Origin of the sequence: Staphylococcus sp. GDY8P54P (assembly GCF_017892645.1) — a bacterium.
Classification (GTDB): Bacteria; Bacillota; Bacilli; order Staphylococcales; family Staphylococcaceae; genus Staphylococcus; species Staphylococcus ureilyticus.
Genome location: NZ_JAESLN010000047.1, coordinates 1 through 22087, shown reverse-complemented (window position 1 = coordinate 22087; position 22087 = coordinate 1). Strand labels below are relative to the sequence as shown.

21 protein-coding genes are annotated in these 22087 nt (G+C 31.6%); 18 read left to right on the top strand and 3 right to left on the bottom strand.

Annotation, left to right across the window (positions count from 1 at the left end; genetic code table 11):
• The first annotated feature begins 49 nt into the window (after window positions 1-49).
• From KA883_RS12880 to KA883_RS12865, 4 genes are all read left to right on the top strand, one after another.
• Complete coding sequence (locus KA883_RS12880) at window positions 50-1615, top strand: BCCT family transporter (RefSeq protein ID WP_046208405.1); 1566 nt, start codon at window positions 50-52, stop codon at window positions 1613-1615.
• Window positions 1616-1758: 143 nt separating this feature from the next.
• A complete protein-coding gene (amaP, locus tag KA883_RS12875; RefSeq protein ID WP_019468674.1) occupies window positions 1759-2295 on the top strand; it encodes an alkaline shock response membrane anchor protein AmaP in 537 nt (178 codons plus the stop codon).
• Between the two features lie 12 nt (window positions 2296-2307).
• On the top strand, window positions 2308-2547 hold the full coding sequence (locus tag KA883_RS12870; RefSeq protein WP_019468675.1) for a DUF2273 domain-containing protein: 240 nt from the start codon (window positions 2308-2310) through the stop codon (window positions 2545-2547).
• Window positions 2548-2605: 58 nt separating this feature from the next.
• Window positions 2606-3112, top strand: coding sequence for an Asp23/Gls24 family envelope stress response protein (locus KA883_RS12865; protein ID WP_046208404.1), 507 nt, complete (start codon window positions 2606-2608; stop codon window positions 3110-3112).
• Window positions 3113-3181: 69 nt separating this feature from the next.
• On the opposite strand, the gene KA883_RS12860 is transcribed toward KA883_RS12865, so the two are convergent.
• The gene (locus KA883_RS12860; RefSeq protein ID WP_046208403.1) at window positions 3182-5131 is read right to left on the bottom strand and encodes an IucA/IucC family protein; all 1950 of its coding nucleotides are present in this window, start codon (window positions 5129-5131) and stop codon (window positions 3182-3184) included.
• Window positions 5132-5231: 100 nt separating this feature from the next.
• On the opposite strand from KA883_RS12860, the gene KA883_RS12855 reads away from it, so the two are divergent.
• The 7 genes from KA883_RS12855 to KA883_RS12825 all read left to right on the top strand — a co-directional run bounded on the left by KA883_RS12855 (window position 5232) and on the right by KA883_RS12825 (window position 14114).
• Window positions 5232-6407 (top strand): MFS transporter, encoded by a 1176-nt coding sequence (locus tag KA883_RS12855; protein ID WP_046208402.1) that lies wholly within the window; start codon window positions 5232-5234, stop codon window positions 6405-6407.
• Window positions 6404-8161 carry an IucA/IucC family protein gene (locus tag KA883_RS12850; RefSeq protein WP_210140010.1) on the top strand — a complete coding sequence of 586 codons (1758 nt, stop codon included), beginning with the start codon at window positions 6404-6406 and terminating at the stop codon, window positions 8159-8161. The genes KA883_RS12855 and KA883_RS12850 overlap by 4 nt, the downstream gene beginning before the upstream one ends.
• 2 nt (window positions 8162-8163) lie before the next feature.
• Complete coding sequence (locus tag KA883_RS12845) at window positions 8164-9225, top strand: alanine racemase (RefSeq protein ID WP_046208400.1); 1062 nt, start codon at window positions 8164-8166, stop codon at window positions 9223-9225.
• Between the two features lie 94 nt (window positions 9226-9319).
• A complete protein-coding gene (locus KA883_RS12840) occupies window positions 9320-10330 on the top strand; it encodes an ABC transporter substrate-binding protein (protein ID WP_046208399.1) in 1011 nt (336 codons plus the stop codon).
• Between the two features lie 12 nt (window positions 10331-10342).
• The gene (locus KA883_RS12835) at window positions 10343-11377 is read left to right on the top strand and encodes a FecCD family ABC transporter permease (protein ID WP_046208398.1); all 1035 of its coding nucleotides are present in this window, start codon (window positions 10343-10345) and stop codon (window positions 11375-11377) included.
• Window positions 11374-12336, top strand: coding sequence for a FecCD family ABC transporter permease (locus KA883_RS12830; protein ID WP_046208397.1), 963 nt, complete (start codon window positions 11374-11376; stop codon window positions 12334-12336). Before KA883_RS12835 ends, KA883_RS12830 begins: the two co-directional genes overlap by 4 nt.
• A 404-nt stretch (window positions 12337-12740) precedes the next feature.
• Window positions 12741-14114 (top strand): YjiH family protein, encoded by a 1374-nt coding sequence (locus tag KA883_RS12825; RefSeq protein WP_210140009.1) that lies wholly within the window; start codon window positions 12741-12743, stop codon window positions 14112-14114.
• A gap of 104 nt (window positions 14115-14218) precedes the next feature.
• Here KA883_RS12825 and KA883_RS12820 read toward each other — a convergent pair whose 3' ends face one another.
• Both KA883_RS12820 and KA883_RS12815 read right to left on the bottom strand, forming a co-directional pair.
• Window positions 14219-14536, bottom strand: coding sequence for a heme oxygenase (locus tag KA883_RS12820; RefSeq protein ID WP_046208395.1), 318 nt, complete (start codon window positions 14534-14536; stop codon window positions 14219-14221).
• 182 nt (window positions 14537-14718) lie between these two features.
• Window positions 14719-14979 (bottom strand): SunI/YnzG family protein, encoded by a 261-nt coding sequence (locus KA883_RS12815; protein ID WP_046208394.1) that lies wholly within the window; start codon window positions 14977-14979, stop codon window positions 14719-14721.
• Window positions 14980-15156: 177 nt separating this feature from the next.
• On the opposite strand from KA883_RS12815, the gene KA883_RS12810 reads away from it, so the two are divergent.
• The 7 genes from KA883_RS12810 (at window position 15157) to KA883_RS12780 (ending at window position 21570) form a co-directional block, all read left to right on the top strand.
• Window positions 15157-15657, top strand: a complete 501-nt coding sequence (locus tag KA883_RS12810; RefSeq protein ID WP_046208393.1) for a metal-dependent hydrolase — start codon at window positions 15157-15159, stop codon at window positions 15655-15657.
• Between the two features lie 115 nt (window positions 15658-15772).
• Window positions 15773-16960 (top strand): UTP--glucose-1-phosphate uridylyltransferase, encoded by a 1188-nt coding sequence (locus tag KA883_RS12805; RefSeq protein ID WP_046208392.1) that lies wholly within the window; start codon window positions 15773-15775, stop codon window positions 16958-16960.
• Between the two features lie 18 nt (window positions 16961-16978).
• On the top strand, window positions 16979-17662 hold the full coding sequence (gene trhA / locus KA883_RS12800; RefSeq protein WP_046208391.1) for a PAQR family membrane homeostasis protein TrhA: 684 nt from the start codon (window positions 16979-16981) through the stop codon (window positions 17660-17662).
• Between the two features lie 248 nt (window positions 17663-17910).
• Complete coding sequence (gene sdrM / locus KA883_RS12795; RefSeq protein WP_046208390.1) at window positions 17911-19254, top strand: multidrug efflux MFS transporter SdrM; 1344 nt, start codon at window positions 17911-17913, stop codon at window positions 19252-19254.
• Window positions 19255-19442: 188 nt separating this feature from the next.
• Window positions 19443-19898 carry a SepA family multidrug efflux transporter gene (locus tag KA883_RS12790; RefSeq protein ID WP_210140008.1) on the top strand — a complete coding sequence of 152 codons (456 nt, stop codon included), beginning with the start codon at window positions 19443-19445 and terminating at the stop codon, window positions 19896-19898.
• A 30-nt stretch (window positions 19899-19928) separates the two neighbouring features.
• Window positions 19929-20336, top strand: a complete 408-nt coding sequence (locus tag KA883_RS12785; RefSeq protein WP_046208388.1) for an MFS transporter — start codon at window positions 19929-19931, stop codon at window positions 20334-20336.
• 169 nt (window positions 20337-20505) lie between these two features.
• A complete protein-coding gene (locus KA883_RS12780; protein WP_046208387.1) occupies window positions 20506-21570 on the top strand; it encodes an Mrp/NBP35 family ATP-binding protein in 1065 nt (354 codons plus the stop codon).
• Window positions 21571-22087 lie beyond the last annotated feature (517 nt).

Sequence of the window (22087 nt, the reverse complement as noted above, 5' to 3'; positions counted from 1 at the left end):
CAATTATACGGACTTTATCCATAAAGTAAAGGGAGAGTGTCATGTTAATATGCGATTTAGAAAATTAACAGTGGTTTTTTGGGTAGCGTTAACGATTTGTACGCTATTTGTTATATATGGAGCAATTGCGCCTAAACAATTGGAATCGGTTACACAAGCAATTACCAATTTTATTGCAGTAAATTTTGGATGGTATTATTTACTATTAGTATTAGCCATTTTAGTTGTATCTATCTATTTATTATTTTCTAGATATTCAACAATAACTTTAGGTCAAGAGGGAGAAGACCCAGAATTTTCACTTAAATCATGGTTTGCAATGTTATTTAGTGCAGGTATGGGGATAGGCTTAGTATTTTGGACAACAGCTGAACCCATCAGTCACGCATTTACTTTAACACCGATACATAAAGCAGGAACACAAACTGCTATAAATGAAGCGATGCAGTTTTCATTTTTTCACTGGGGTATACATGCGTGGGCAGTGTACGGAATTGTTGGACTCGTGTTTGCGTACTTTAATTTTCATAAAGGATATCCTGGATTAGTTAGTGCTACATTAAGACCCATTTTGGGTGAAAAAATGATGCGAGGCCCAATAGGTGGCGCAATCGATGTGCTTGCAATTATTGCCACAGTAACTGGTGTTGCTGCGACATTAGGTTTTGGTGCATTACAAATTAATGAAGGGTTGAATTTCTTATTTAAAATACCTTCTAATTTTGGTACACAAGTTGTGATTATCGTTATAGCTACAGTGTTATTTACCTGGTCTGCTTGGTCCGGTATTGATAAAGGCATTAAAAACTTAAGTAATATTAATATGTTTTTAGCTTTTGTAGTTTTGATCGCATTATTTTGTGTCGGTCCTACGTTAAACATTTTAAATATGTTTACGAATTCATTGGGTGATTATATTGCTAATTTCTTTAATATGAGTTTACGTATCCCACAAGCAGGTGGAGAGAAATTCCAATGGTTACAACAGTGGACAATCTTCTACTGGGCATGGTGGGTTTCTTGGGCGCCATTTGTTGGTATATTCATTGCTCGGGTTTCTCGAGGTAGAACAATTAAAGAATTTATTTTAGGTGTACTTTTTGTACCAGCACTTGTTTGTTTTTTATTCTTTGCAGTATTCGGGGCATCTGCAATTTATTTACAGCAAAATGGTATTGCCAACATTGCTAAAGAGGCAACTGAAACTGCAACATTTGCAACGCTTGAGCATTTCCCATTAGGATTTTTACTCAGTATTATCACGCTCATTGTAATTATGATTTTCTTTGTTACTTCAGCAGACTCAGCAACTTACGTGCTTGGTATGTTGAGTTCTAAAGGTAGTATAAACCCATCCGGTATAGTAAAAGTAAGCTGGGGGATTATTTTAGCTTTATTTGCGATGATTATGATTTATACAGGTGGTACACAATCAATACAAAATTTATTAATCATTGCAGCTTTGCCTTTTTCAATCGTCATTATCTTTATGATTTGGTCACTATTCAAATCATTATCAATTGAAAAACCGCGTCCTAGCAATAAATTACTTGTTTCTGATGAAAAGTATTTACAATATCGAAAATCAAATCAAGATCATGAAAAAAATACCTAATTACAAATGCATCATGGCAGTGATTAAAATTATTTTACCAAATACATTATAATTTCAATTTAAAATGTTTTTACGTTTATTTAACGGGGTATAAAGATGTATGACATGTACATATAATTTGACTATAGGAGGTGTCATACGAGGTGAAGCGAATTAAAAATTTTATACTAGGTCTATTAATCGTAGTCATCGTTGGTTTTTTACTATTTATGTATATCAAAGATTCTAGAATTAGTGAGTACCAGGACTACTTCAAGCAATTTAATTGGTTTGAACCAACGTTAATTGGCTTAGCAGCTCTATTGATTTTAATAGGTCTAATACTTGTATTTAGCTTGTTTAAACCTACGTATAGAAAACCTGGACTTTATAAAGACTATGAAGATGGACATATTTATGTATCGAGAAAAGCAGTTGAAAAATCTGCATACGATACACTTGTAAAATATGACCAAATTCGTCAACCAAATGTTATAGCGAAACTATATAACAAGAAAAAGAAATCACATATTGCTTTAAAAGCTGATTTCTTTGTTCCGGGTGATGTTCAAGTTGGTTCATTAACAGAAGAAATAAGAAATGACATTAAACAAAATGTTGAGCATTTCACTGAATTACCAGTTTCAAAATTAGAGGTTAACGTTAGAGATCAAAAAGCCTCAGGCAAACGTGTGTTGTAAGGGAGGGTTATCATGGCTAACAATAATAACCAACAAAGACAAGATTCTACACAAGAAGTTGTTGATTTTTTCAAAACATTTAAATGGAGAATAATTGGATTTTTAGCATTTCTAATTATCGCCATATTATTTTTAACGTTAGGTTTCTGGAGTACAATATTAATTATCGTTTTATGTTTAATTGGTATTGGTATTGGGTATACTAAAGACCGTAAGCAAGATTTTTTAAATTTCTTAAATCGATGGAGTTAATTAATTTAAATAGTATATTATTAATTTTAAAATCTTATATAACAAAGGAGAATTAATTATGGCAGTAGATAACAATAAAGCAAAACAAGCATATGATAACCAAACTGGAGTAAACGAAAAAGAGCAAGAAAAACAACAACAGCAGCAACAACAGCAACAAGAACCAGAATTCACAAATAAGTTAACGTTCTCAGACGAAGTTATTGAAAAAATTGCTGGTATTGCCGCACGCGAAGTAAATGGTATTTTAGAAATGAAAGGCGGCTTCGTTGATAACATTTCTAGTTCATTCGGAAGCAGCAACAATGTAACACAAGGTGTTAGCGTTGAAGTAGGCGAAAAACAAGCTGCAGTTGATTTAAAAGTTATTTTAGAATATGGTGAATCTGCACCTAAAATTTTCCGCAAAGTAACAGATTTAGTTAAAGAACAAGTAAAATATATTACTGGTCTTGAAGTTGTAGAAGTGAATATGCGTGTTGAAGACGTGATGACTAGAAAAGAATGGTCACAAAAAAATGAAAAAAGCCAAAATTCAAGCAACGAAAATAAAGGCTTACAATAACGCATAATTTAAAAAATACCGGTAAAGGATTACCTTTACCGGTATTTTTTGTATATATATTGTGTATATTTATTTCTGATGTAAAGGATTGTCAACTTTAATATAGGTATAGTAATCCGCTTCATCAGTCAGACGCATGGTTGTAACACATTTATAATCTATTTTGGGTGCCAATAGGATTGATTTTATATTTTTCACGCGTTGTTGGTCATCTATATCGTTTGCAATATCATTTAATTTAGCAATTAAAATATCTCGAATCAATTGCCAAAGTTGCTTTTCAAAATTAGAATCTTCACTTGATTTTGTAATACTGACAATTAATTCACCGAGATGATTTTGAATACTTGAATAAAAGACTTTATTAAATACTGTTTGAGGTTGATCAGATAAAATTAAAGATTTTTCATGAAAACTTGCAGTACTATAACCCATCTTATTCAAGCGTATGCGATCGATACGTAACCCCTCAAAATCACGTATATAAAGCCTATCTAATCGTCCATCTTCACTAAATGTAGCGATTGAATTTTGTAAATGTGCTTCAAGGGCGATACCGTATTTCACATATAGAGGAATCGTGATATCTATTAAAGCTTGACCGTATTGATTTATCCAAGATAAAGCAGCGATTTCAAAGGTCGGAAACTTATTTTTTTCTTTATATTTGTTAATTAACGAAACAATTAATGGTTCATTATTATATATAGTTGAACTAACTAACGCTGAAGGGATGATAGGTGTAGTTTCATTTTTAATTAAATGATAAATATTGGTTCTAAATAATGTACCTAGTTGTTCACTTCTTTTAGTTCTGGTAGTGACTTTGTCCAATGAATTATAAAAATGAATACCAGCAAGTTCATCTATTGTATCAGCGTTTATATGCTTAAATAATGAATCTTTTTGTTTTATATCATTAAGGATATGTGTTACTTGTGGACCATTTATTGTAGTTTGCTCAGATAATGTTCTAATCTCACCAGTAATATGAACATTGGTTGATAACTTGATATGAGGTGACTTTTTAGGATATTTGGGCATTAAAGTTCTAAATGATAATCCTGCGTAATAAGATTGTTGATAATCAATTGGTATCAATCGATTTGTTTTTAATTCTTCTTTATATTCTTGTAATAAGATATGGTCGTATTGCCATGGATGGACGACCATGACGTAATATTGATTAACTTGATCATGACCAACATGATCCATAACAGCTGCTTCTAACCCTTCAAACAATCTAAAAAGTAAATCATTTTCTTCTTCAATATAAATCTGAGCTTTTGCTATTGATTTATGTATTAAAATAAATTGTAAGGATATGGCATTACCAAATTCGGCTGAATAATTAATTACAGTTTCTGGTGTCATTCCTTTACGTAATTTAGCACCCGGATGAATTGGGTGACCTTCAATAACAAACTGTTCAGAACTCAAATAACTGTCCTCTGCATTCATGATTAATTCATATAAGCTTTTTTTATTGTTTTCTAATGTGTATGCTTGATAACTTAATGCAATGGCCATATTTGTGACACTGTTGTTCAAATCTTCATAAAATTGTGTACTAGCTTCATTATCTAGCTCTGGTGATATCGTTAAAATAATATTTAATATTTCATTTGGATGTTGGACTCTATTGTAATTTCCGTTGTCTTCAATATAAAATGGTCCTTGAACGTCTAGACGATCAAATGCATGATTTCCTGTAATCGTTGCATATAGCGTCTTATTAACTTTCGGGAACGCAATGGATAACAATTTGCTGTTTGCTGGTAAGTGCACAATGTTCAAATCTTGGTTAGAAATAATCTTACTGTAACTCCGACTGTCTATTAAATTTTCTCTATGTAATGAAGAAATTAATCTTTGAGATATTTTATCTCGACTTTCTAAAAGCATATTTAAAAACAATTGTGCCCATTGTTCATTGATTGATAATAAATAATCAAATGCATGTTGTTCATCATTGTTCATTTTATTTGATAAATTGTTGTTAATACTTTTTGAATTCATAAAGCACCTCTAAATATTATTTTACAAAAGTATAGGATATTTGTATAATCCATAATATCGATAATGATAATTATTATCAATTAAAAAGTCGGGTGAAAATATGGCAAAGTACTTTTTTTCAAGTTCTTTCCTATTGTTTTTAGGAAATTGGATTGGACATATCACTTTAAATTGGTATGTGTATTCGTTATATCATAACGCAATTTATCTTGGACTGATTAATTTTTTCCGCCTTGTACCTATTTTGCTCATAAGTGTATGGGCTGGTGCAATAGCAGATCGATATAATAGGGGGAAACTACTGAAAATAACTATCTCTTCCTCTTTTCTACTTACCACTTTACTGTGTGTCTTAATCTTTCAAGATTGGGATATACCGATTGTAGTATTTTTATTATATTCTTTGGGTAGAGGTATGATGAGTGCAATAGAAACACCAGTACGTCAATCTGTGCTACCAGATTTGTCGAAACGCTTAACAACAACTCAGGTGGTTTCGTACCATTCATTTATTATTAATATTTGTCGATCAATAGGTCCTGCTATAGCTGGTTTAGTAATGGCAAACTATAACGCGCAAATAAGTTTCAGTATACAAGCGATATGTTACTTAATATCTCTGATACTATGTTTGCCTCTAAAGTTTGAACAACCGCATTATAATGAAGTGGAAAAACAAATGAGTATTAAATTTGTGTTTGAATATTTTAAGGATAATAGCGTGGGTACAAGGATATTTGTAACATCTTTGTTTATCATGGCTAGTGGTTTTACATATACTTCACTATTACCAGTTTTAACAGATAAGACGTTCCCTGAACAAGTCACGATGTTTGGGACAGCGATGACATGTTGCGCAATAGGTGGAATTATTGCGACGATGATTTTACCTAATTTATTAGAAAATATTCCTATGGTGACGATGTATTATTATAGTTCGATATTATTTGGCGTCTCTTTGTTAGGCAGTATTAGCCAGAATACGATATTATTTTTTATTTCAATATTCTTAATCGGTCTGTTCAGTCAATGGGCGCGTACAACCAATAGGATTTATTTTCAACATCGTGTTAAATCAGAGCATCGAGGGAAGGTATTAAGTGTTGTAATGATGGATAGGGGGATGATTCCTTTAGGTGCTATGATCATGAGTTTTTTAACAGAATATATAGGTGTTATTGAAACATTTATAATTATGGGATTAAGCACCTTAACGATTGCATTAATATTTGGCATGATTAACAGACAAAGAAGAAACGGAGGCAATGTTGTATGATGCATCATTTATGGAAATCAGCAGATTTAAATATTCAATATCGCATGTTTAATGCGATTCTTAAAGAACATATTTTTCCAGAGAAAATGTTTTTTAAATCTTTTGATAACTGCGTAGAACTACAATATAAAGGACAAGCATTAGCTGTTAACTATATCAGAAAGAGTCCGTTAATGCGTTATGTTTTTGAGGGTGAGCTACGTTATATTAAAGGTGATGCAAGTGTCACTATTAAAACTTTGGAACAATTACTTGAAATATTAACAAATCAATTTGATATTCCTATTAGCGCTAGACTAACTGCAGAGTTACAATCAAGCCGAGAAGGTTTAGCGATGAGTTATGAAAATTTTAAGCATAGACAATCTAACATTCGTGATAGTTTGAAATTTTCAAGAATGCCTAGGACCATCAACTTTTTTACATGGCTTCAACATATGAAAGAAAATAATGGTGTAAATGATTTAATTTATTCTGAAAGTCTTGTAGAGGAAGGCCATCCTACGCATCCTTTAACTAAAACAAAGCTGCCATTAACGAAAGAAGAAGTTAAATTATATGCGCCGGAATTTGAAAAAATTATTCCATTGAAAATTATGCTTATTCATAAACAATTTTGTATAGCAACTGCGATGGAAGGTGATGAACAATATATCATCAATCAAGTCATTCCTGAATATAAAGATAAAATAAAAGTATTTCTAGCTTCACATGATTTAGAATTAGCAGATTATCGCATTATACTTGTACATCCATGGCAATATGAAAATGTTATTCCACAACAATTTGGTCATTGGATAGAAACACAACGTCTTTTAGCGACGCCCTTTGACATAGAATCCAAAGCAACATTGTCTTTTAGAACAATGGATTTGCTCGATAAATCTTTTCATGTCAAGTTACCAATCAATGTACAGGCGACAAGTGCAGTGAGAACTGTTTCATCAGTAACCACCGTTGATGGCCCGAAATTAAGTTATGAGTTACAAGATATGATGGATGTATATCCTCAATTGAAAGTCGCTATGGAGCCCTATGGTTTACATGCTGATACAGATGAAGATAGCGCACGACAATTAGCTTGTATCGTGCGCTATCAGCCACAAATTTCAAACACTGGTCTCACGATAGTAACAGGAAGTTTAGTCAACAGAAACCCTGTAGATAATCAAATTATTGTTGATAGTTATATAGAATGGCTTGGTTTAAAAGTAAGCAAAGCTTCAATTAAAACATTTATTAGTAATTATGCATTAACGCTTATAAAACCATTAATAGCGTATATCCAAGATTATGGTATTGCTTTAGAAGCACATATGCAAAATACCATTGTTCATTTGGATCAAGAATTTAAAATGGAATTTTTGATTAGAGATTTAGGAGGCTCAAGGATTGATTTAAATACGTTGAGGGGCCGATTACCTCACATTAATATTACTAATAAAAGTTTAATAGCTGAAAATATTGAAGCGGTAATCGCAAAATTCCAACATGCAGTCATTCAAAATCAAATGTCAGAACTAATCCATCATTTTACACAATATGAAGATATTGAAGCAGATGAATTATTTGAACTTGTGCGTGTAGCTGTTGAACAATCTATTGACCCTCAAAAAGCACATGCACAAATATTACGACAAACCTTATTTGGATCCAAGATTAATGTAAAAGCATTGTTACGCATGAGAATGGAAGGTAAGGTTAAAAATTATTTAACTGTAGATTTAGATAACCCTTTAAGTAAAGAGGTGTAATTATGGCAAAGATCAAAGTAAATCTTTCTAAAATTAAGTACAATGCCATGACTTTAAGTGCGCTTTTAAATCAGCACCATATTGATTTTACACCTGTGATTAAATGTGTGGCTGGCGATGAAAAAATCGTTGAAATGTTTAAAAATATTGGCATTACACATGTTGCAGACGCAAGAATCAGTAATATTCAAAAAAGTACAGATAAAGCAATGTCTTATACATTAATTAGAAATAGTAACCGTAATGAATTAGAAAATTTAGTTCATTACGTTGACACGAGTATTCAAACTGAATTGGCAACAATACGACAAATCAATGAAATCGCAAGTAATTATGATGTGAAACATAATATATTGTTAATGGTTGATTGGAAAGATGCTAGAGAAGGTGTGTTGACTTACGATGTGATTGATTATATTAAAGAAATTATTAACATGCATCATATCTATCTTAAAGGATTGGCTTTTAATTTTATGTGTTTTAATGCAATTGCTCCGACTGAAGAAGATGTTAAGCTGATTAATCAATTTATAACTTCAATCGAGGAAGTCATGCATATGCAATTCGATGTTATCTCAGGTGGCAACTCTAGTATGCTATTACAAATGCTTTATAATGACTTAGGGAAAATTAACGAATTAAGGATCGGAGAAACTTTATTTAGAGGCATTGAAACGACGACGAATCATTCATTTGATACTTTATATCAAAATGCCATCATTTTAGAGACAGAAATTGTGGAAATTAAGCCACGTATTAACGTAAATGATGGTCAACATTATTTACAAGCAATTGTAGATATAGGAAATTTAGACACAGACGTCAACGATATTCAACCATTACATCATCAAGTGAAAGTTTTGGGTGCAACGAGCGATCACCTTATGATAGATTTGTTAAATAATGAACATTATCATATTGGAGATAAAATTCAGTTTAGCCTAGGTTACAAAGCTTTAGCGCAAAGTATGTTTGTGCCTAATTTACCAAAAGACTATAAGCGTGATGATATCATTGAAAAAATGTGTTATCCCCAAATTAAGGGAATATTGAATAAAATTTGATTTTTATCAAGTTTTAATAAAAAAATTATTGACATTGAGAATCGTTATCAATAAAATTAGATGTGTAATGATACATATCTAAGGAGTGAAAACGATGAAGCAAAGATCTAAATGGATGGGTCTGTTATTAATTACAGTAACGCTTATCTTGCTAGCGGCTTGCGGTAAGGTTAGTGACAATGGTTCTGACCAATCTAAAAATGACGACAAAAGTAAAAACGGCACAACGATAAAGCATGATGGGGGAACAACGAACATTGATAAAAAACCTAAACGTGTAGTTGCACTTGAGTTTTCATTTGTTGATGCATTGGCTGCATTAGATATTAAACCGGTTGGTGTGGCAGATGATGGAAAAAAAGAGAGGATTTTAGCACCGATTCGTGAAAAAATAGGTGATTATCAATCAGTGGGTGCACGTAAACAACCAAATTTGGAAGAAATTAGTAATCAGAAACCAGATTTAATTATTGCAGATAGCAACAGACATAAGGGTATACAAAAAGATTTAGAAAAAATTGCCCCAACGATTATGTTACCAAGCTTTGATAGTGATTATAAAGATAACCTAGATGCTTTTAAAACAATTGCTAAAGCTACAGGTGAAGAAGATAAAGGAAAAGAGAGACTAAAAAAACATAATGAGTTAATGGATAAATACAAGAAAGAAATAACAATGGATAAATCACAACCAGTATTAGCGACAGTCATTGCCAAATCTGGTTTGCTCGCACATCCAGAAAACACATATGTTGGTGAATTATTGAAAGAATTAGGCTTTAACAACGCGCTTAATAAAACTGAAACAGATAACCTATCTAAATATTTGAAAGGACCATATTTACAACTAAATTCAGAAGTGCTTTCAGATATTAATCCAGGACGCATGTTTATCATGGTGGACAAGGGAAAAAATGATCCAAACTTGAAAAAACAAGAAGAAGAACCAGTTTGGCAAAGTTTAGATGCTGTTAAAAATGATAGAATTGCAGTTGTAGATAGAAATACTTGGGCTCGTGCACGAGGCATCATTTCTTCTGAAGAGATAGCTAAACAATTAGTAGAGATTTCAAAAGATGAAAAAAATGATAAACAACAAAAGTAAGGTGAACGGTAAATGACTAAGTCTAATAGCATTAACCAAACCAAAACTGAAGATAAGAAACATAATAAACGCACAGCACTCACATTTATTGTGAGTGTGTGTGCGCTTTTTGTGATTATTTATTTTAACTTAAGTGTAGGAGCATCTCATATTACATTAAATGATTTTAATGATTATTTTTTAACACATTCACATACTAAACAAACATTTTTAATACATAATGTACGAATCCCAAGAATGTTAGCAGGATTATTCATAGGTGCAGCGCTAGGGTTAGCAGGATTGTTAATGCAAGCAATGACTAGAAATCCATTGGCTTCTCCTCAAATATTTGGCGTAAATTCTGGCGCATCTTTCGTGATTGTATTGATTACTATGATCATGCCTTCATTGTCGACTTATGCCACGATATTCGCTTTTATAGGTGCATTTATAGGAGGGCTTACGGTTTATGCATTATCTGGCTCAACAAAAGGGATGACACCCATTAAGTTAGCGCTTGCTGGAATGGCTATCCATTTATTTTTTTCAAGCATGACACAAGGCATTATCTTATTAAATGAAGATGCTACATCAACGGTAATGTTTTGGTTAGTAGGGTCTTTATCGTCGATTACATGGACGCAAGTTTTAGGTATCTTGCCGTGGTTGATACTTGCATTTATTTGTACAATTATCATTTCTAAGCAATTGACAATCATGGAATTAGGTGAAGATTTAGCAACTTCATTAGGCCAAAATGTTAAATTAATAAGAATGATTATTGGTATCTTAGTTATTGTACTGGCAGGTACTTCTGTTTCAATAGCAGGTCCAATCGGTTTTGTAGGTTTGATTGTACCGCATATCGTTAAACATTATATTAAAACAGATTATAGATTAATGGTTCCTTTAACAATGATTATCGGCGCAAATTTATTATTATTATCTGACGTTTTAAGCAGATTGATTGCCTTTCCTTTTGAATCACCTGTAGGCATAGTAACGTCATTTATAGGTGCTTTTTATTTCTTAGCATTTACAATAAAAGGGGTGAGAAGGCTATGATGAGACCATTCATATTTCGATATTCGCTTGTCACAGTATTGTTATTGATTGCGTCGATTGCGTCTCTTTCCATAGGTGCTGTATTCATCAATCCGTTTGAAGCAGTAAGTAGCCTTTTTACACAAAATAATTTTATTATTAACGAATATAGAGCACCAAGAATGTTTTTAGCATTAATTGTAGGTAGTAGCCTTGCCATTTCTGGCGCATTAATACAGGGCGTTGTAAGAAATGCTCTAGCTTCCCCTGATGTGATTGGTATTACCAAAGGTGCAAGTTTATCTGCTGTTACAATTATCATGTTATTTCCATCAGCGCCTTTATTCATATTGCCGTTTGGCTCTTTTGCAGGTGCATTAATTATCAGTATGATTTTAACTATATTAATATCAAAATTTAATGTAAAAGGTTCTAAGTTAGCGCTAATTGGTTTAGCGATAGGTGCGATATGTACAGCAATCGTGCAATATATGCTCATACGTAACCCCCTTGATGCTAATACGGCATTAGTTTGGCTGACAGGTAGCTTATATGGTCATAGTATGTCAAATGTGTGGGTGATATTACCTTGGTTTATTGTTGCATTACCAGTGATATTTTATTATTGTCATCAACTAGATATTTTAACATTAGGTGATGATATAGCGATTGCACTCGGAGCAAAAGTGAAAAAGGTAAAGGCAATACTTTTATTTTTAGCTGTTATTCTAGCAGGCGCTTCAATATCTGTTGTTGGGGGTCTAAGCTTTTTAGGACTTATTGCACCTCATATGGCTAGACAGTTAGTTGGTCACAAGCACAAACATATTACATTTATGTCTGGTTTGTTAGGCGCTTTAATTTTAATGATAAGTGACAGCCTAGCAAGAGGTATTCACCCGCCAATTGATATTCCAGTTGGTGTTATCGTCGCTATTGTTGGTGTGCCTTATTTTCTGTTTTTATTAAGAAAATTATAAATTTAATATATAAAAGATTGAAAAAGAAAACGCTTTCATTTAAAGTAGAGGCTGAGAAACAATAGATTCGTACTAGCCTCATTGCACATTGACAGTAAATGACTGAGCTGAAAATAAAAGTCCACTTCATTTTTTATCGAGTTAAAGGGACTTATGCATGAGCGACGGCTCAAGCAATTAATTTATAATTTTTTCAATTCTAGTCATGCTTGCCGGGGTGGGACGACGAAATCTATTTTATAAAATTAGATTTCTGTTCCACTCCCTTTTATTATCTATAAAAAATAACGACATTAAAAAGACATAAAAATTTGATTTACATATTTATACAAAATAGGTTATAATTATTGCTGTTGCTTTTAAAGTGTTTATAAAAATATATACACACCTAAGGGGTGAACAAAATGGACGATTACAGTAAAGCACAAATTATTAAAGGAAGATTACAATTCATTTTGATGTCAGTTTTGGGGATCATACTATTTTTGATTCCTGTAACTGTGACTGAAGATGGCGAAAAGCAAACAACTTTACCAGTGGCATTTTTAGCAGGCTTATTAAAAGATTTATTAGGTGATGCGATGCCATTAATCATTGTAATAATAATAACTATTTCAGGTGTTTTATCTATCATCTGTTCGACGGTATTAAAAAATAAATTGCAACCTGAAGGATTAATGAATAATGCATTTAATGTCAAATTTGTTTGGCTTATTTTAAGAATTTTAGCCGTAATTTTTGTCTGGATGACATATTTAAAAATGGGATCAAAAGCAGTTTATTCTGCTGATACTGGTGGTTTAGTGTTTGAAAGTTTATTACCAACGCTTGTATCTGTATTTTTCTTTGCTGCGCTTTTTTTACCTTTATTAATGGAGTATGGCTTATTGGAATTATTAGGACCTATTTTCAGACCAATCATGAGACCATTATTCACATTACCAGGACGTTCGACAGTGGATAATTTAGCATCATTTATTGGTGATGGGACAGTTGGTGTTTTAATAACAAGTAGACAGTATGAAGGTGGTTTTTATTCTAGACGTGAAGCGACAGTTATAGCCACTACCTTCAGTGTAGTATCATTAACCTTTGCAATTGTAGTTGCAGAAACAGTACATATGCAAAATCATTTCTTTTATTTTTATTTATCAGTAATTGTATCATGTATTGTATGTGCTTTGATTTTACCTAGAATATGGCCGTTGAGTACGATTAAAGATGAATATTCAAAAGAAGTATCTGAGGAAATGCGGACTGAAAAGTTACCTGCAAATAAAACTGCTTTGAGACATGGTTTTGACATGGCTACTGAAACTGGAATCAAAGCACCAGGATTCAAATCGTTCTTTAAATCTGGTTTTAAAACAGTTATAGATATGTGGTTCGTTATATTACCTGTTGTGATGAGTGTTGGAACTTTAGCTACGCTCATTGCGACTTATACTCCAATATTTGGAATTATAGGTAAACCTTTTGTTCCTTATTTAGAGTTATTGCAAATTCCAGAAGCTGCACAAGCTTCAGAAACTGTCTTGATCGGTTTTGCTGACATGTTCTTGCCATCTATTTTAATTGAAGGCGTTGGAAATGACATAACATTGTTTGTCATTGGTGCTTTAAGTATTACGCAGTTGATTTATTTATCTGAAGTGGGTGGCGTGATTTTAGGATCTAAAATCCCAGTTAGTATTTTTAAATTATTTGTTATTTTCTTGATTAGAACAATCATTGCTTTACCGATTATTGCATTAATGGCCCATCTTTATTTTAATTAAATTAAACAAAATAAAACACACATAAACTCGTATTTGAAATTATTTTAAAAGTGATTGACCTTTAAAACGTTTCTTATATGTGTAAATGTGTGTGTTTTATTTAATTAGTGAAGTTTTGTTAAAACAGTTGCTTTAACGATTTTATTTCCTAAAATAGGTGATGGTTCATCTTGTGAAGAAGTGTTTCTTTGACTGTGCGCCTCTTTAAAAGCATCACTTTTTAGCCAACCATTAAAAGCTTCTTCATTTTCCCACCACGTATTAACATACATTTGGTCGTAATCTGTCTCGTCGTCTATTAACCATACTTCAATATGATGAAAGCCATCTAAATCTTGAATTTTTCCACCTTGTGTAAATTTCGGAGCTAGCTTTTCAGCAAACCCTTTCTTAACATCTATTCGATTAGTAACTACATACATATTTTCCACCTACTTTCATTTTGATATTTTTAGTATAGCATTTAACTAAACTGTTATCTGATTGCAAACCCTTATTTATTATTTCATGTGTTTGCATATAAAAAGAAGTGAAATCCTATTTTTCAGAATTTCACTTCTTTTTATAATCAATTAAATTCACTAAATTTAACTTTTAGTGACTACTATTTTGTAATTTCATTATAAACTTTTTGATCATTTTGTGTGTAAATAATGTATTCATGGTTATCAGTATCGATGATAACACGATTAGTTTTTCCAAATGTAGAACCAATACGTGAAACTTTATCTCTATCTAATTTTGGAACTGCATGGATATTTTGATCTTGTGAAACATTTTTAATCTCGCTTGTTGGAATCTTAATATCAGCGACTCTCCATTGAATTCTTACTTCATTGTTATCTTTTTTTACTGTCATTGCCATATCGTGAACACATCCTTTAAATTATTTATAGCTATAGCATACAATAAAAAGTAATCGTTTTCAAGTGATTGTGTGATACTTTTATTTATTATGTCATACTATTTATCTTTTACGAAAGTATGTTCGCATTATTGTGGATTTTATGGTAAAATTTAGCCGAGAAAAGGGGCAATGAACATGACAGGCAAAACTCACACATCATGCGGTTTGTTAGTAGGTGCATTAACTATAGAATACTATCAGACAGATTTATTTACATCGATAACAATAATGACACTTGCAGTTATATCAAGCTTATTACCTGATATTTGTCACACGCAGAGTAGAATTGGCAGGCGATTCAAAGTATTAAGTTTTTTTGTTCGTATACTGTTTGGGCACAGGACATTCACACACTCGTTATTATTTATTTCTATAATTGGTATCCTTTTATATATTATTCAAACACCAGAGTATTATTTAGTTTCAATTATCCTTGGTTTGCTTTCACATGTTATACTAGATATGTTAACGCCTAGAGGTGTAAAGTTATTATATCCAATACCGTTAACGATTAAATTCCCCTTAGTTTTTAAAACAGGTGGCTTAGTAGACTTATCGTTAGCAGGCGCGCTTTCAATAGGTGCACTATACGTATTATTCAAACCATTCTTTAATCATTTCTTTTTAAATTTATGATGATTATGGTTGTGATTATATTTGTAATAATATAAAGTGCATATAGTGAAATTATATATTCCTATTAGATATAAGATATATTTTTTATCTATTTTGAATATAAAGGAGAGAGGACATGTTAGATAAGAAAGAGTTAGAAAAGTTTAACCAAGAACATCTAATAGAATTTGAAAAATTAATGAGTAATAATGAAAAAGAACAATTAGCTAGTCAAGTGGATCAATTAGATTTAACTTACATTCAAAATTTATATCGTGATTTGTATTTAAATAAACAAATAATAGATGACATATCTTCAGTAAATGAAGTGAAATACGATATCAAAGAAAATTTCTCTGAAGAAGAAATTAAACAATTTGAACATGTTGGCCTAGAAGCTATTAAAAAAGGAAGATTTGCAGTAGTTTTAATGGCAGGCGGACAAGGCACACGATTAGGATACAAAGGACCTAAGGGTGCATTTGAGATTGAAGATGTGAGCCTATTTGAATTACAAGCACGTCAATTACTAGAATTGAAAGAACAATCGGGTGTTTATGTAGATTGGTACATTATGACAAGTAAAATAAATGATAGTCAAACTCAGTTGTTTTTTGAAGAAAAAAATTATTTTGGATATGACAAGAACCACGTTCATTTCTTTATTCAAGATAATATCGTTGCATTATCTGAAGAAGGAAAACTTATTTTAGATGTAGATAGTTCTATTTTAGAAACGCCAAATGGTAACGGTGGTGTATTTAAATCACTGAAAAAAGCAGGCTATCTTGAAGATATGACTGAAAACGGTGTTGAATATATCTTTTTAAATAACATTGATAATGTTTTAGTGAAGGTGTTAGATTTGTTTTTTGCAGGATACACTTTCCAAAATAGTATGGATATTACGACGAAATCGATTCAACCTAAACACGGTGAGAGTGTTGGAAGGTTAGTTAAAAATGCTGATAAAGATACCGTGCTTGAATACTCTGAACTAGAAGCGGAAACTGCAAACCAATTAAATAATGCAAACATTGGTATACATATGTTTAAGTTACAATTTATTAACGCTGCTGTAGATAATAAATTGCCTTATCATTTAGCAGTAAAACAGCTTAAACAATTGGATGACGATTTTGGAATTATTGAAAAACCCGCTTTAAAATTTGAATTATTTTATTTTGATATTTTCCAATATGCAAATAGTTTTCTTACATTACAAGTGCCAAGAGAAGAAGAGTTTTCTCCGTTAAAGAATAAAGAAGGAAAAGATAGTGTAGAAACTGCTACAGCTGATTTAAAACGTTTAAATAGGATCTAAGAAAAGGTGATTACACTAATGACTAAACCATTAGAGGTTAAAAGTAATAAAGTCACTAAAACATTTAAAAATATCATACCATTAACATTTGGAGAAGAAATTGGTAATGCAGTATCACATGGCGTCGCTGCCTTTGTAACATTATGCGCTTTACCATATGCAGCGTTACAAAGTTATTTTGCGCATGGTATTTTAGGTTCTTTTAGTGTTTCTATCTATGTAATAAGTATTTTTTTAATGTTTTTATCTTCAACGGTTTATCATACAATGCCTAATCATTCGTCGCACAAATTTATTCTTAGAATCATTGATCATAGCATGATTTATATTGCCATTGCCGGTACCTATACACCTGTATGTCTAGTGTTAGTAGGTGGTTGGATAGGTTGGACAGCAATGATAGTTTTATGGGGCATAACCATTTGGGGCATACTCTATAAATCATTGGCTAAACATGTAAATCATAAGCTTAGCTTAACGATGTACTTAGTGATGGGTTGGATTGGGATAATATTTTTACCTACAATTCTTTTCGATACGAGCTTGAAGTTTATGTTATTCATATTGTTGGGTGGCATAGCCTATACGATAGGTGCTTGGTTCTATGCACAAAAAGAGCGACCGTATTTTCACATGATTTGGCATTTATTTATTTTAATAGCTTCTGTGTTTCACTTTATAGCTATTTTATATTTTATGTAATGATCGAATAGATGGAACGTTTTAATGTAAAACATTATTAATTTATAAGATTAATGAGATTAAAGAAATACAGCTAATCAGGGAAGCGGGAGATAAATCAAAATGGTTCATTTGATTTTAATTCTCGCTTTCTTTCTAGTCATTTTTATAGGGCAAAAGAAGTAATTTACTGGAAACCTATTGAACTTAGGCACAAATAGTGATTTAGTAATGATTGATAATGAATGTTTCGTGTTAGGAGATTAAATATGAATATAAAAACATTTGGTGTTGTTGTTGCATTAATACTAATTATGTTTATGTCTGCAATTGAAACTTCAATCGTTTCATTAGCATTGCCAACTATAAAAGAAGATTTAAATGTGACTGGTTCAATATCACTGATATTTTCAGTTTACTTTATAGCAATTGTGATTGCTAATCCAATTGTAGGTGAATTATTGGATCGCACTAAAATTATATACATAACACTTTTGGGATTAGTATTTTTTACAATTGGAAGCTTTTTTTCAGGTATAAGTAGTACATTTGGTATTTTAATTATCTCGCGTTTTATTCAGGGATTGGGTGCAGGAATAATGATGGCTTTGAGCCAAATTGTACCAAAGCTTGCTTTTGCAATTCCTTTAAGATATAAAATTATGGGAATTGTAGGTAGTGTGTGGGGGATATCCAGTATTATAGGCCCGGTCTTAGGTGGCGGAATTTTAGAATTAGCTACTTGGCATTGGTTATTTTTCGTTAATATACCTATCGCTATCATCGCCATGTTATTGGTCATATTTACGTTTCATTTTAAACATGAACAGACGACAACTTCACATAAATTAGATATGAAAGGACTTATGTTATTTTATCTGTTTGTTTTCTTTTTAATGTTTACAGTAATGAATAACAATCTGTGGTATTTAAATTGTCTTTCATTTATTATAGCAATTATTATGGGTATGATATTAATTAAAAATGAAAAGGGTGTAGCAGCTCCTTTCTTCCCTGTTAAAGAATTTAATAAAACTATCATACTCGTTTTTACTACAGATTTTTTATATGCAATGATACTGATGGGATATAATTTATATATGCCAATATATCTACAAGAAGAACTGGGTCTATCTCCCTTGCAGAGTGGATTTGTTATTTTTCCAATTTCCTTTGCTTGGTTAGTGTTGAATTTTAATTTAAATAGGTTAGAAGCAAAAATGTCTAGAAAAGGTTTGTATATATTTGCTTTTACTCTTTTAACAATATGTGGCATTTTTATATTCGCAGGTACAAAAACACCGATATTTATAGCGTTTAGTTTATTGCTGGCTGGTGTTAGTTTTGGAACAGTATATACGAAAGACAGTGTAATAACTCAAGAAGAAACGTCACCTCAGAATATGAAGCGCATGATGTCACTATATACATTAACGAAAAGTCTAGGTAATTCTATCGGCTCTACAATTATGGGGACAGTTTATGGTTTAACGGTTTCATTTATCCATTTACCGATACACAATGTGATTATACTTAGTCTTATCATCTTAATCATATTGTTTGTACTTTGGCAGACACAATATAAACAAGATAATCACAAATGCAATTCTTAGAATAAAAATGAAAAGTCATATGTATTTTAATTATTAAGCAAGTATTGAAGTTTAGTGAATTTTAATACTTGCTTATTTGTATTTTGGTGTATGTTGTTATAATGGTAAAATAAGAAACAGTTTTTTTAATTAAGAATTAATGTAAAATAAACAGAAAATAAATTAGATGAAGGGGAGGACAGTAAGCAATGAAATATATAAAGTATTTATTTACGACGCTTATTGTACTTTCGGTATTTATCATTTCAGGTGCTATATTTCTTGCATTCTTAGGATTTGGTTTATATGGATTAAGTCGTATCCTTATATTTTTTCATCTAGCATACTTTGGTTATAATAAAAGCTTTTATGATAACTTGATCTATTATGGTAGTTATATCGTATTGGGTTATTTTACATTGTTTATCATTGAAAATTTGATGGATTGTTTTAGGAAAAAACTACCAGATAACCCTTATTTTCAAGGGATAACGTATCATTTAATAACATTTACTGTTACCACATTACTATTCTATTTTATAGTTCACATTCATTATGCATATATAGATATTGATTTTTGGGTAATTGTTGTAATTATGGGTATGTTATTTGTGTGTAAAGAAGTCTTTTATCCTGATAGCGAAAATCTTAATCAGAATAAATAGTCGATGATATAAGTGGTGAGAGGTGATTAAGTGTCCGTAGAATATTTGTCTAAAACAAATAGAAACATGATTGTTGCGGTTATGATTATCAGTGCTTTTATTGCTATATTAAATCAGACACTTTTAAATACAGCTGGCATTAATGCACTTCATAAAAGAGAGATTTCTCATGGAACTGCAATAAGTAATTTTGGCCGTGTTACTGCGGGCTCCTTAGGCACTGCCTTGCTGGTTACAGTTATGACAATAGGAACAAAGATATATACTCAGAATGCTAGAGGTATAGAAAATAAAGAACTATTACAACGACAAGCGATTGCTAATGGTGTGGAGTTCTCATTTATAGTTATTAGTGTATTGGTTATTATTGGGTTTATCATAGCTTTGTTTATTAAGGAAAACAGGGATGTCAACGAATTTAACATGCGAAAGGTATAAAGAAAGTATAGAGGTTAGCTCCAGTTGTTAAGAATTAAAACAAACTGAGCTAACTTCTTTTGTATTACTAAGATTATATTTATACTAAATGTAAACTACTTAAAGCAAAATTAAGTGATGTTTGTTAGAATATTAATGGATATATTTATAAAATAGAGGGGGACGCTTTGTGTTAACGATAGAGCAAGTTAAAGAACTTGTTGGAGAACTTAAAGATCCAATTATTAATGTTCCTTTAAAGGAAACAGATGGAATCATAGAGGTAACAACAAAAGATGAGATAGAACATGTAAGTGTGAAAGTGGCAATGGCTCAGTTAGGAGGACAGCCTCAGTTAGATTTACAAATGGCTATTGTGGAAGTGCTAAAAGAAAATGGTGCGAATACTGTTGGGATAAGGTTTGAGGAGCTGCCGTCTGATGTTGTTGAACAATATAGAGGTAACAGTGATGACCAACCACAAACAATAGAAGGGCTATTATCAAAAGATAATCCTGTTGAATTTATAGCGATTGCTTCTGGAAAAGGGGGCGTTGGTAAATCCACTGTTGCTGTAAACTTAGCTGTTTCACTAGCAAGAGAAGGCAAAAAAGTTGGACTCGTAGATGCTGACATATATGGATTTAGTGTTCCAGATATGATGGGAATAGATAAAAAACCGGAAGTAGACGGCAAAGAAATTATACCGGTTGAAAGACATGGTGTTAAAGTAATCTCAATGGCATTTTTTGTTGAAGAAAACGCACCAGTTATATGGAGAGGACCTATGTTAGGTAAAATGTTAACTAACTTTTTTGTTGAAGTAAGATGGGGAGATTTAGATTACCTGCTTTTAGATTTACCACCAGGTACTGGTGATGTTGCTTTAGATGTACATACGATGTTACCATCCAGTAAAGAAATCATTGTTTCTACACCTCATCCAACTGCAGCTTTTGTTGCAGCAAGAGCGGGAGCTATGGCTAAACATACAGAACATTCTATATTAGGTGTCATAGAAAACATGTCATATTTCGAAAGTAAAGAAACCGGAAATAAAGAGTATGTATTTGGTAAAGGTGGCGGAGAAAAATTAGCAGATGAGTTGCAAACTGAGCTTTTAGGTCAATTACCTTTAGAGCAACCATCATGGAATCCAAAAGATTTCGCACCATCCATTTACCAAGCAGAAGATCGACTAGGTAAAATATATCAATCAATGGCAAAACAAATCATCGACAAAACAAAAAAATAAGGTTTTTAGAAGCGTGAGTAGAAAATTAAAGTTTTCTACTCATTTTTTTCTCTTGCAATTTTTTGAATTGGTGTTAAAATTATTTCTTGTGACCAACAAATGTGTTGTTATATAGTTGTAAAAGTTTGCTACAAAAATTTATATAAACCATTGACTTTTTATAGTCAAATTGATAATATATAAAAGTCGTCAAAAACGGCAAAACATTATTTAAATAAATTTTTAAAAGTGTAAAAAATATACTTGAAAAAAAGGAAATAATATTTTAATATTATTAAAGTGATGTTAAGTGATTGTTAAATAAATTAATTTTTTGTTGACGAAACGTTAACGAAGATGATAAGATAGAAAAGCAATTATTTATCGAAAATGAACATTGAAAACTGAATTGCAATATGTCAACGTTAATTCCGATTTCAACATTAAATGTTGAATCAAAACAACGTGTTATTGATAACACAAATTAGTATTTTATGAGCTAATCAAACATCATAATTTTTTTATGGAGAGTTTGATC

What these genes read in the sequence shown, in the direction of transcription:
- KA883_RS12880 (WP_046208405.1), top strand. Translation starts at nt 50, where the DNA reads ATGCGATTTAGAAAATTAACAGTGGTTTTTTGGGTAGCGTTAACGATT.
- KA883_RS12870 (WP_019468675.1), top strand. Translation starts at nt 2,308, where the DNA reads ATGGCTAACAATAATAACCAACAAAGACAAGATTCTACACAAGAAGTT.
- KA883_RS12865 (WP_046208404.1), top strand. Translation starts at nt 2,606, where the DNA reads ATGGCAGTAGATAACAATAAAGCAAAACAAGCATATGATAACCAAACT.
- KA883_RS12860 (WP_046208403.1), bottom strand. Translation starts at nt 5,131, where the DNA reads ATGAATTCAAAAAGTATTAACAACAATTTATCAAATAAAATGAACAAT.
- KA883_RS12855 (WP_046208402.1), top strand. Translation starts at nt 5,232, where the DNA reads ATGGCAAAGTACTTTTTTTCAAGTTCTTTCCTATTGTTTTTAGGAAAT.
- KA883_RS12850 (WP_210140010.1), top strand. Translation starts at nt 6,404, where the DNA reads ATGATGCATCATTTATGGAAATCAGCAGATTTAAATATTCAATATCGC.
- KA883_RS12845 (WP_046208400.1), top strand. Translation starts at nt 8,164, where the DNA reads ATGGCAAAGATCAAAGTAAATCTTTCTAAAATTAAGTACAATGCCATG.
- KA883_RS12840 (WP_046208399.1), top strand. Translation starts at nt 9,320, where the DNA reads ATGAAGCAAAGATCTAAATGGATGGGTCTGTTATTAATTACAGTAACG.
- KA883_RS12835 (WP_046208398.1), top strand. Translation starts at nt 10,343, where the DNA reads ATGACTAAGTCTAATAGCATTAACCAAACCAAAACTGAAGATAAGAAA.
- KA883_RS12830 (WP_046208397.1), top strand. Translation starts at nt 11,374, where the DNA reads ATGATGAGACCATTCATATTTCGATATTCGCTTGTCACAGTATTGTTA.
- KA883_RS12825 (WP_210140009.1), top strand. Translation starts at nt 12,741, where the DNA reads ATGGACGATTACAGTAAAGCACAAATTATTAAAGGAAGATTACAATTC.
- KA883_RS12820 (WP_046208395.1), bottom strand. Translation starts at nt 14,536, where the DNA reads ATGTATGTAGTTACTAATCGAATAGATGTTAAGAAAGGGTTTGCTGAA.
- KA883_RS12815 (WP_046208394.1), bottom strand. Translation starts at nt 14,979, where the DNA reads ATGGCAATGACAGTAAAAAAAGATAACAATGAAGTAAGAATTCAATGG.
- KA883_RS12810 (WP_046208393.1), top strand. Translation starts at nt 15,157, where the DNA reads ATGACAGGCAAAACTCACACATCATGCGGTTTGTTAGTAGGTGCATTA.
- KA883_RS12805 (WP_046208392.1), top strand. Translation starts at nt 15,773, where the DNA reads ATGTTAGATAAGAAAGAGTTAGAAAAGTTTAACCAAGAACATCTAATA.
- trhA (WP_046208391.1), top strand. Translation starts at nt 16,979, where the DNA reads ATGACTAAACCATTAGAGGTTAAAAGTAATAAAGTCACTAAAACATTT.
- sdrM (WP_046208390.1), top strand. Translation starts at nt 17,911, where the DNA reads ATGAATATAAAAACATTTGGTGTTGTTGTTGCATTAATACTAATTATG.
- KA883_RS12790 (WP_210140008.1), top strand. Translation starts at nt 19,443, where the DNA reads ATGAAATATATAAAGTATTTATTTACGACGCTTATTGTACTTTCGGTA.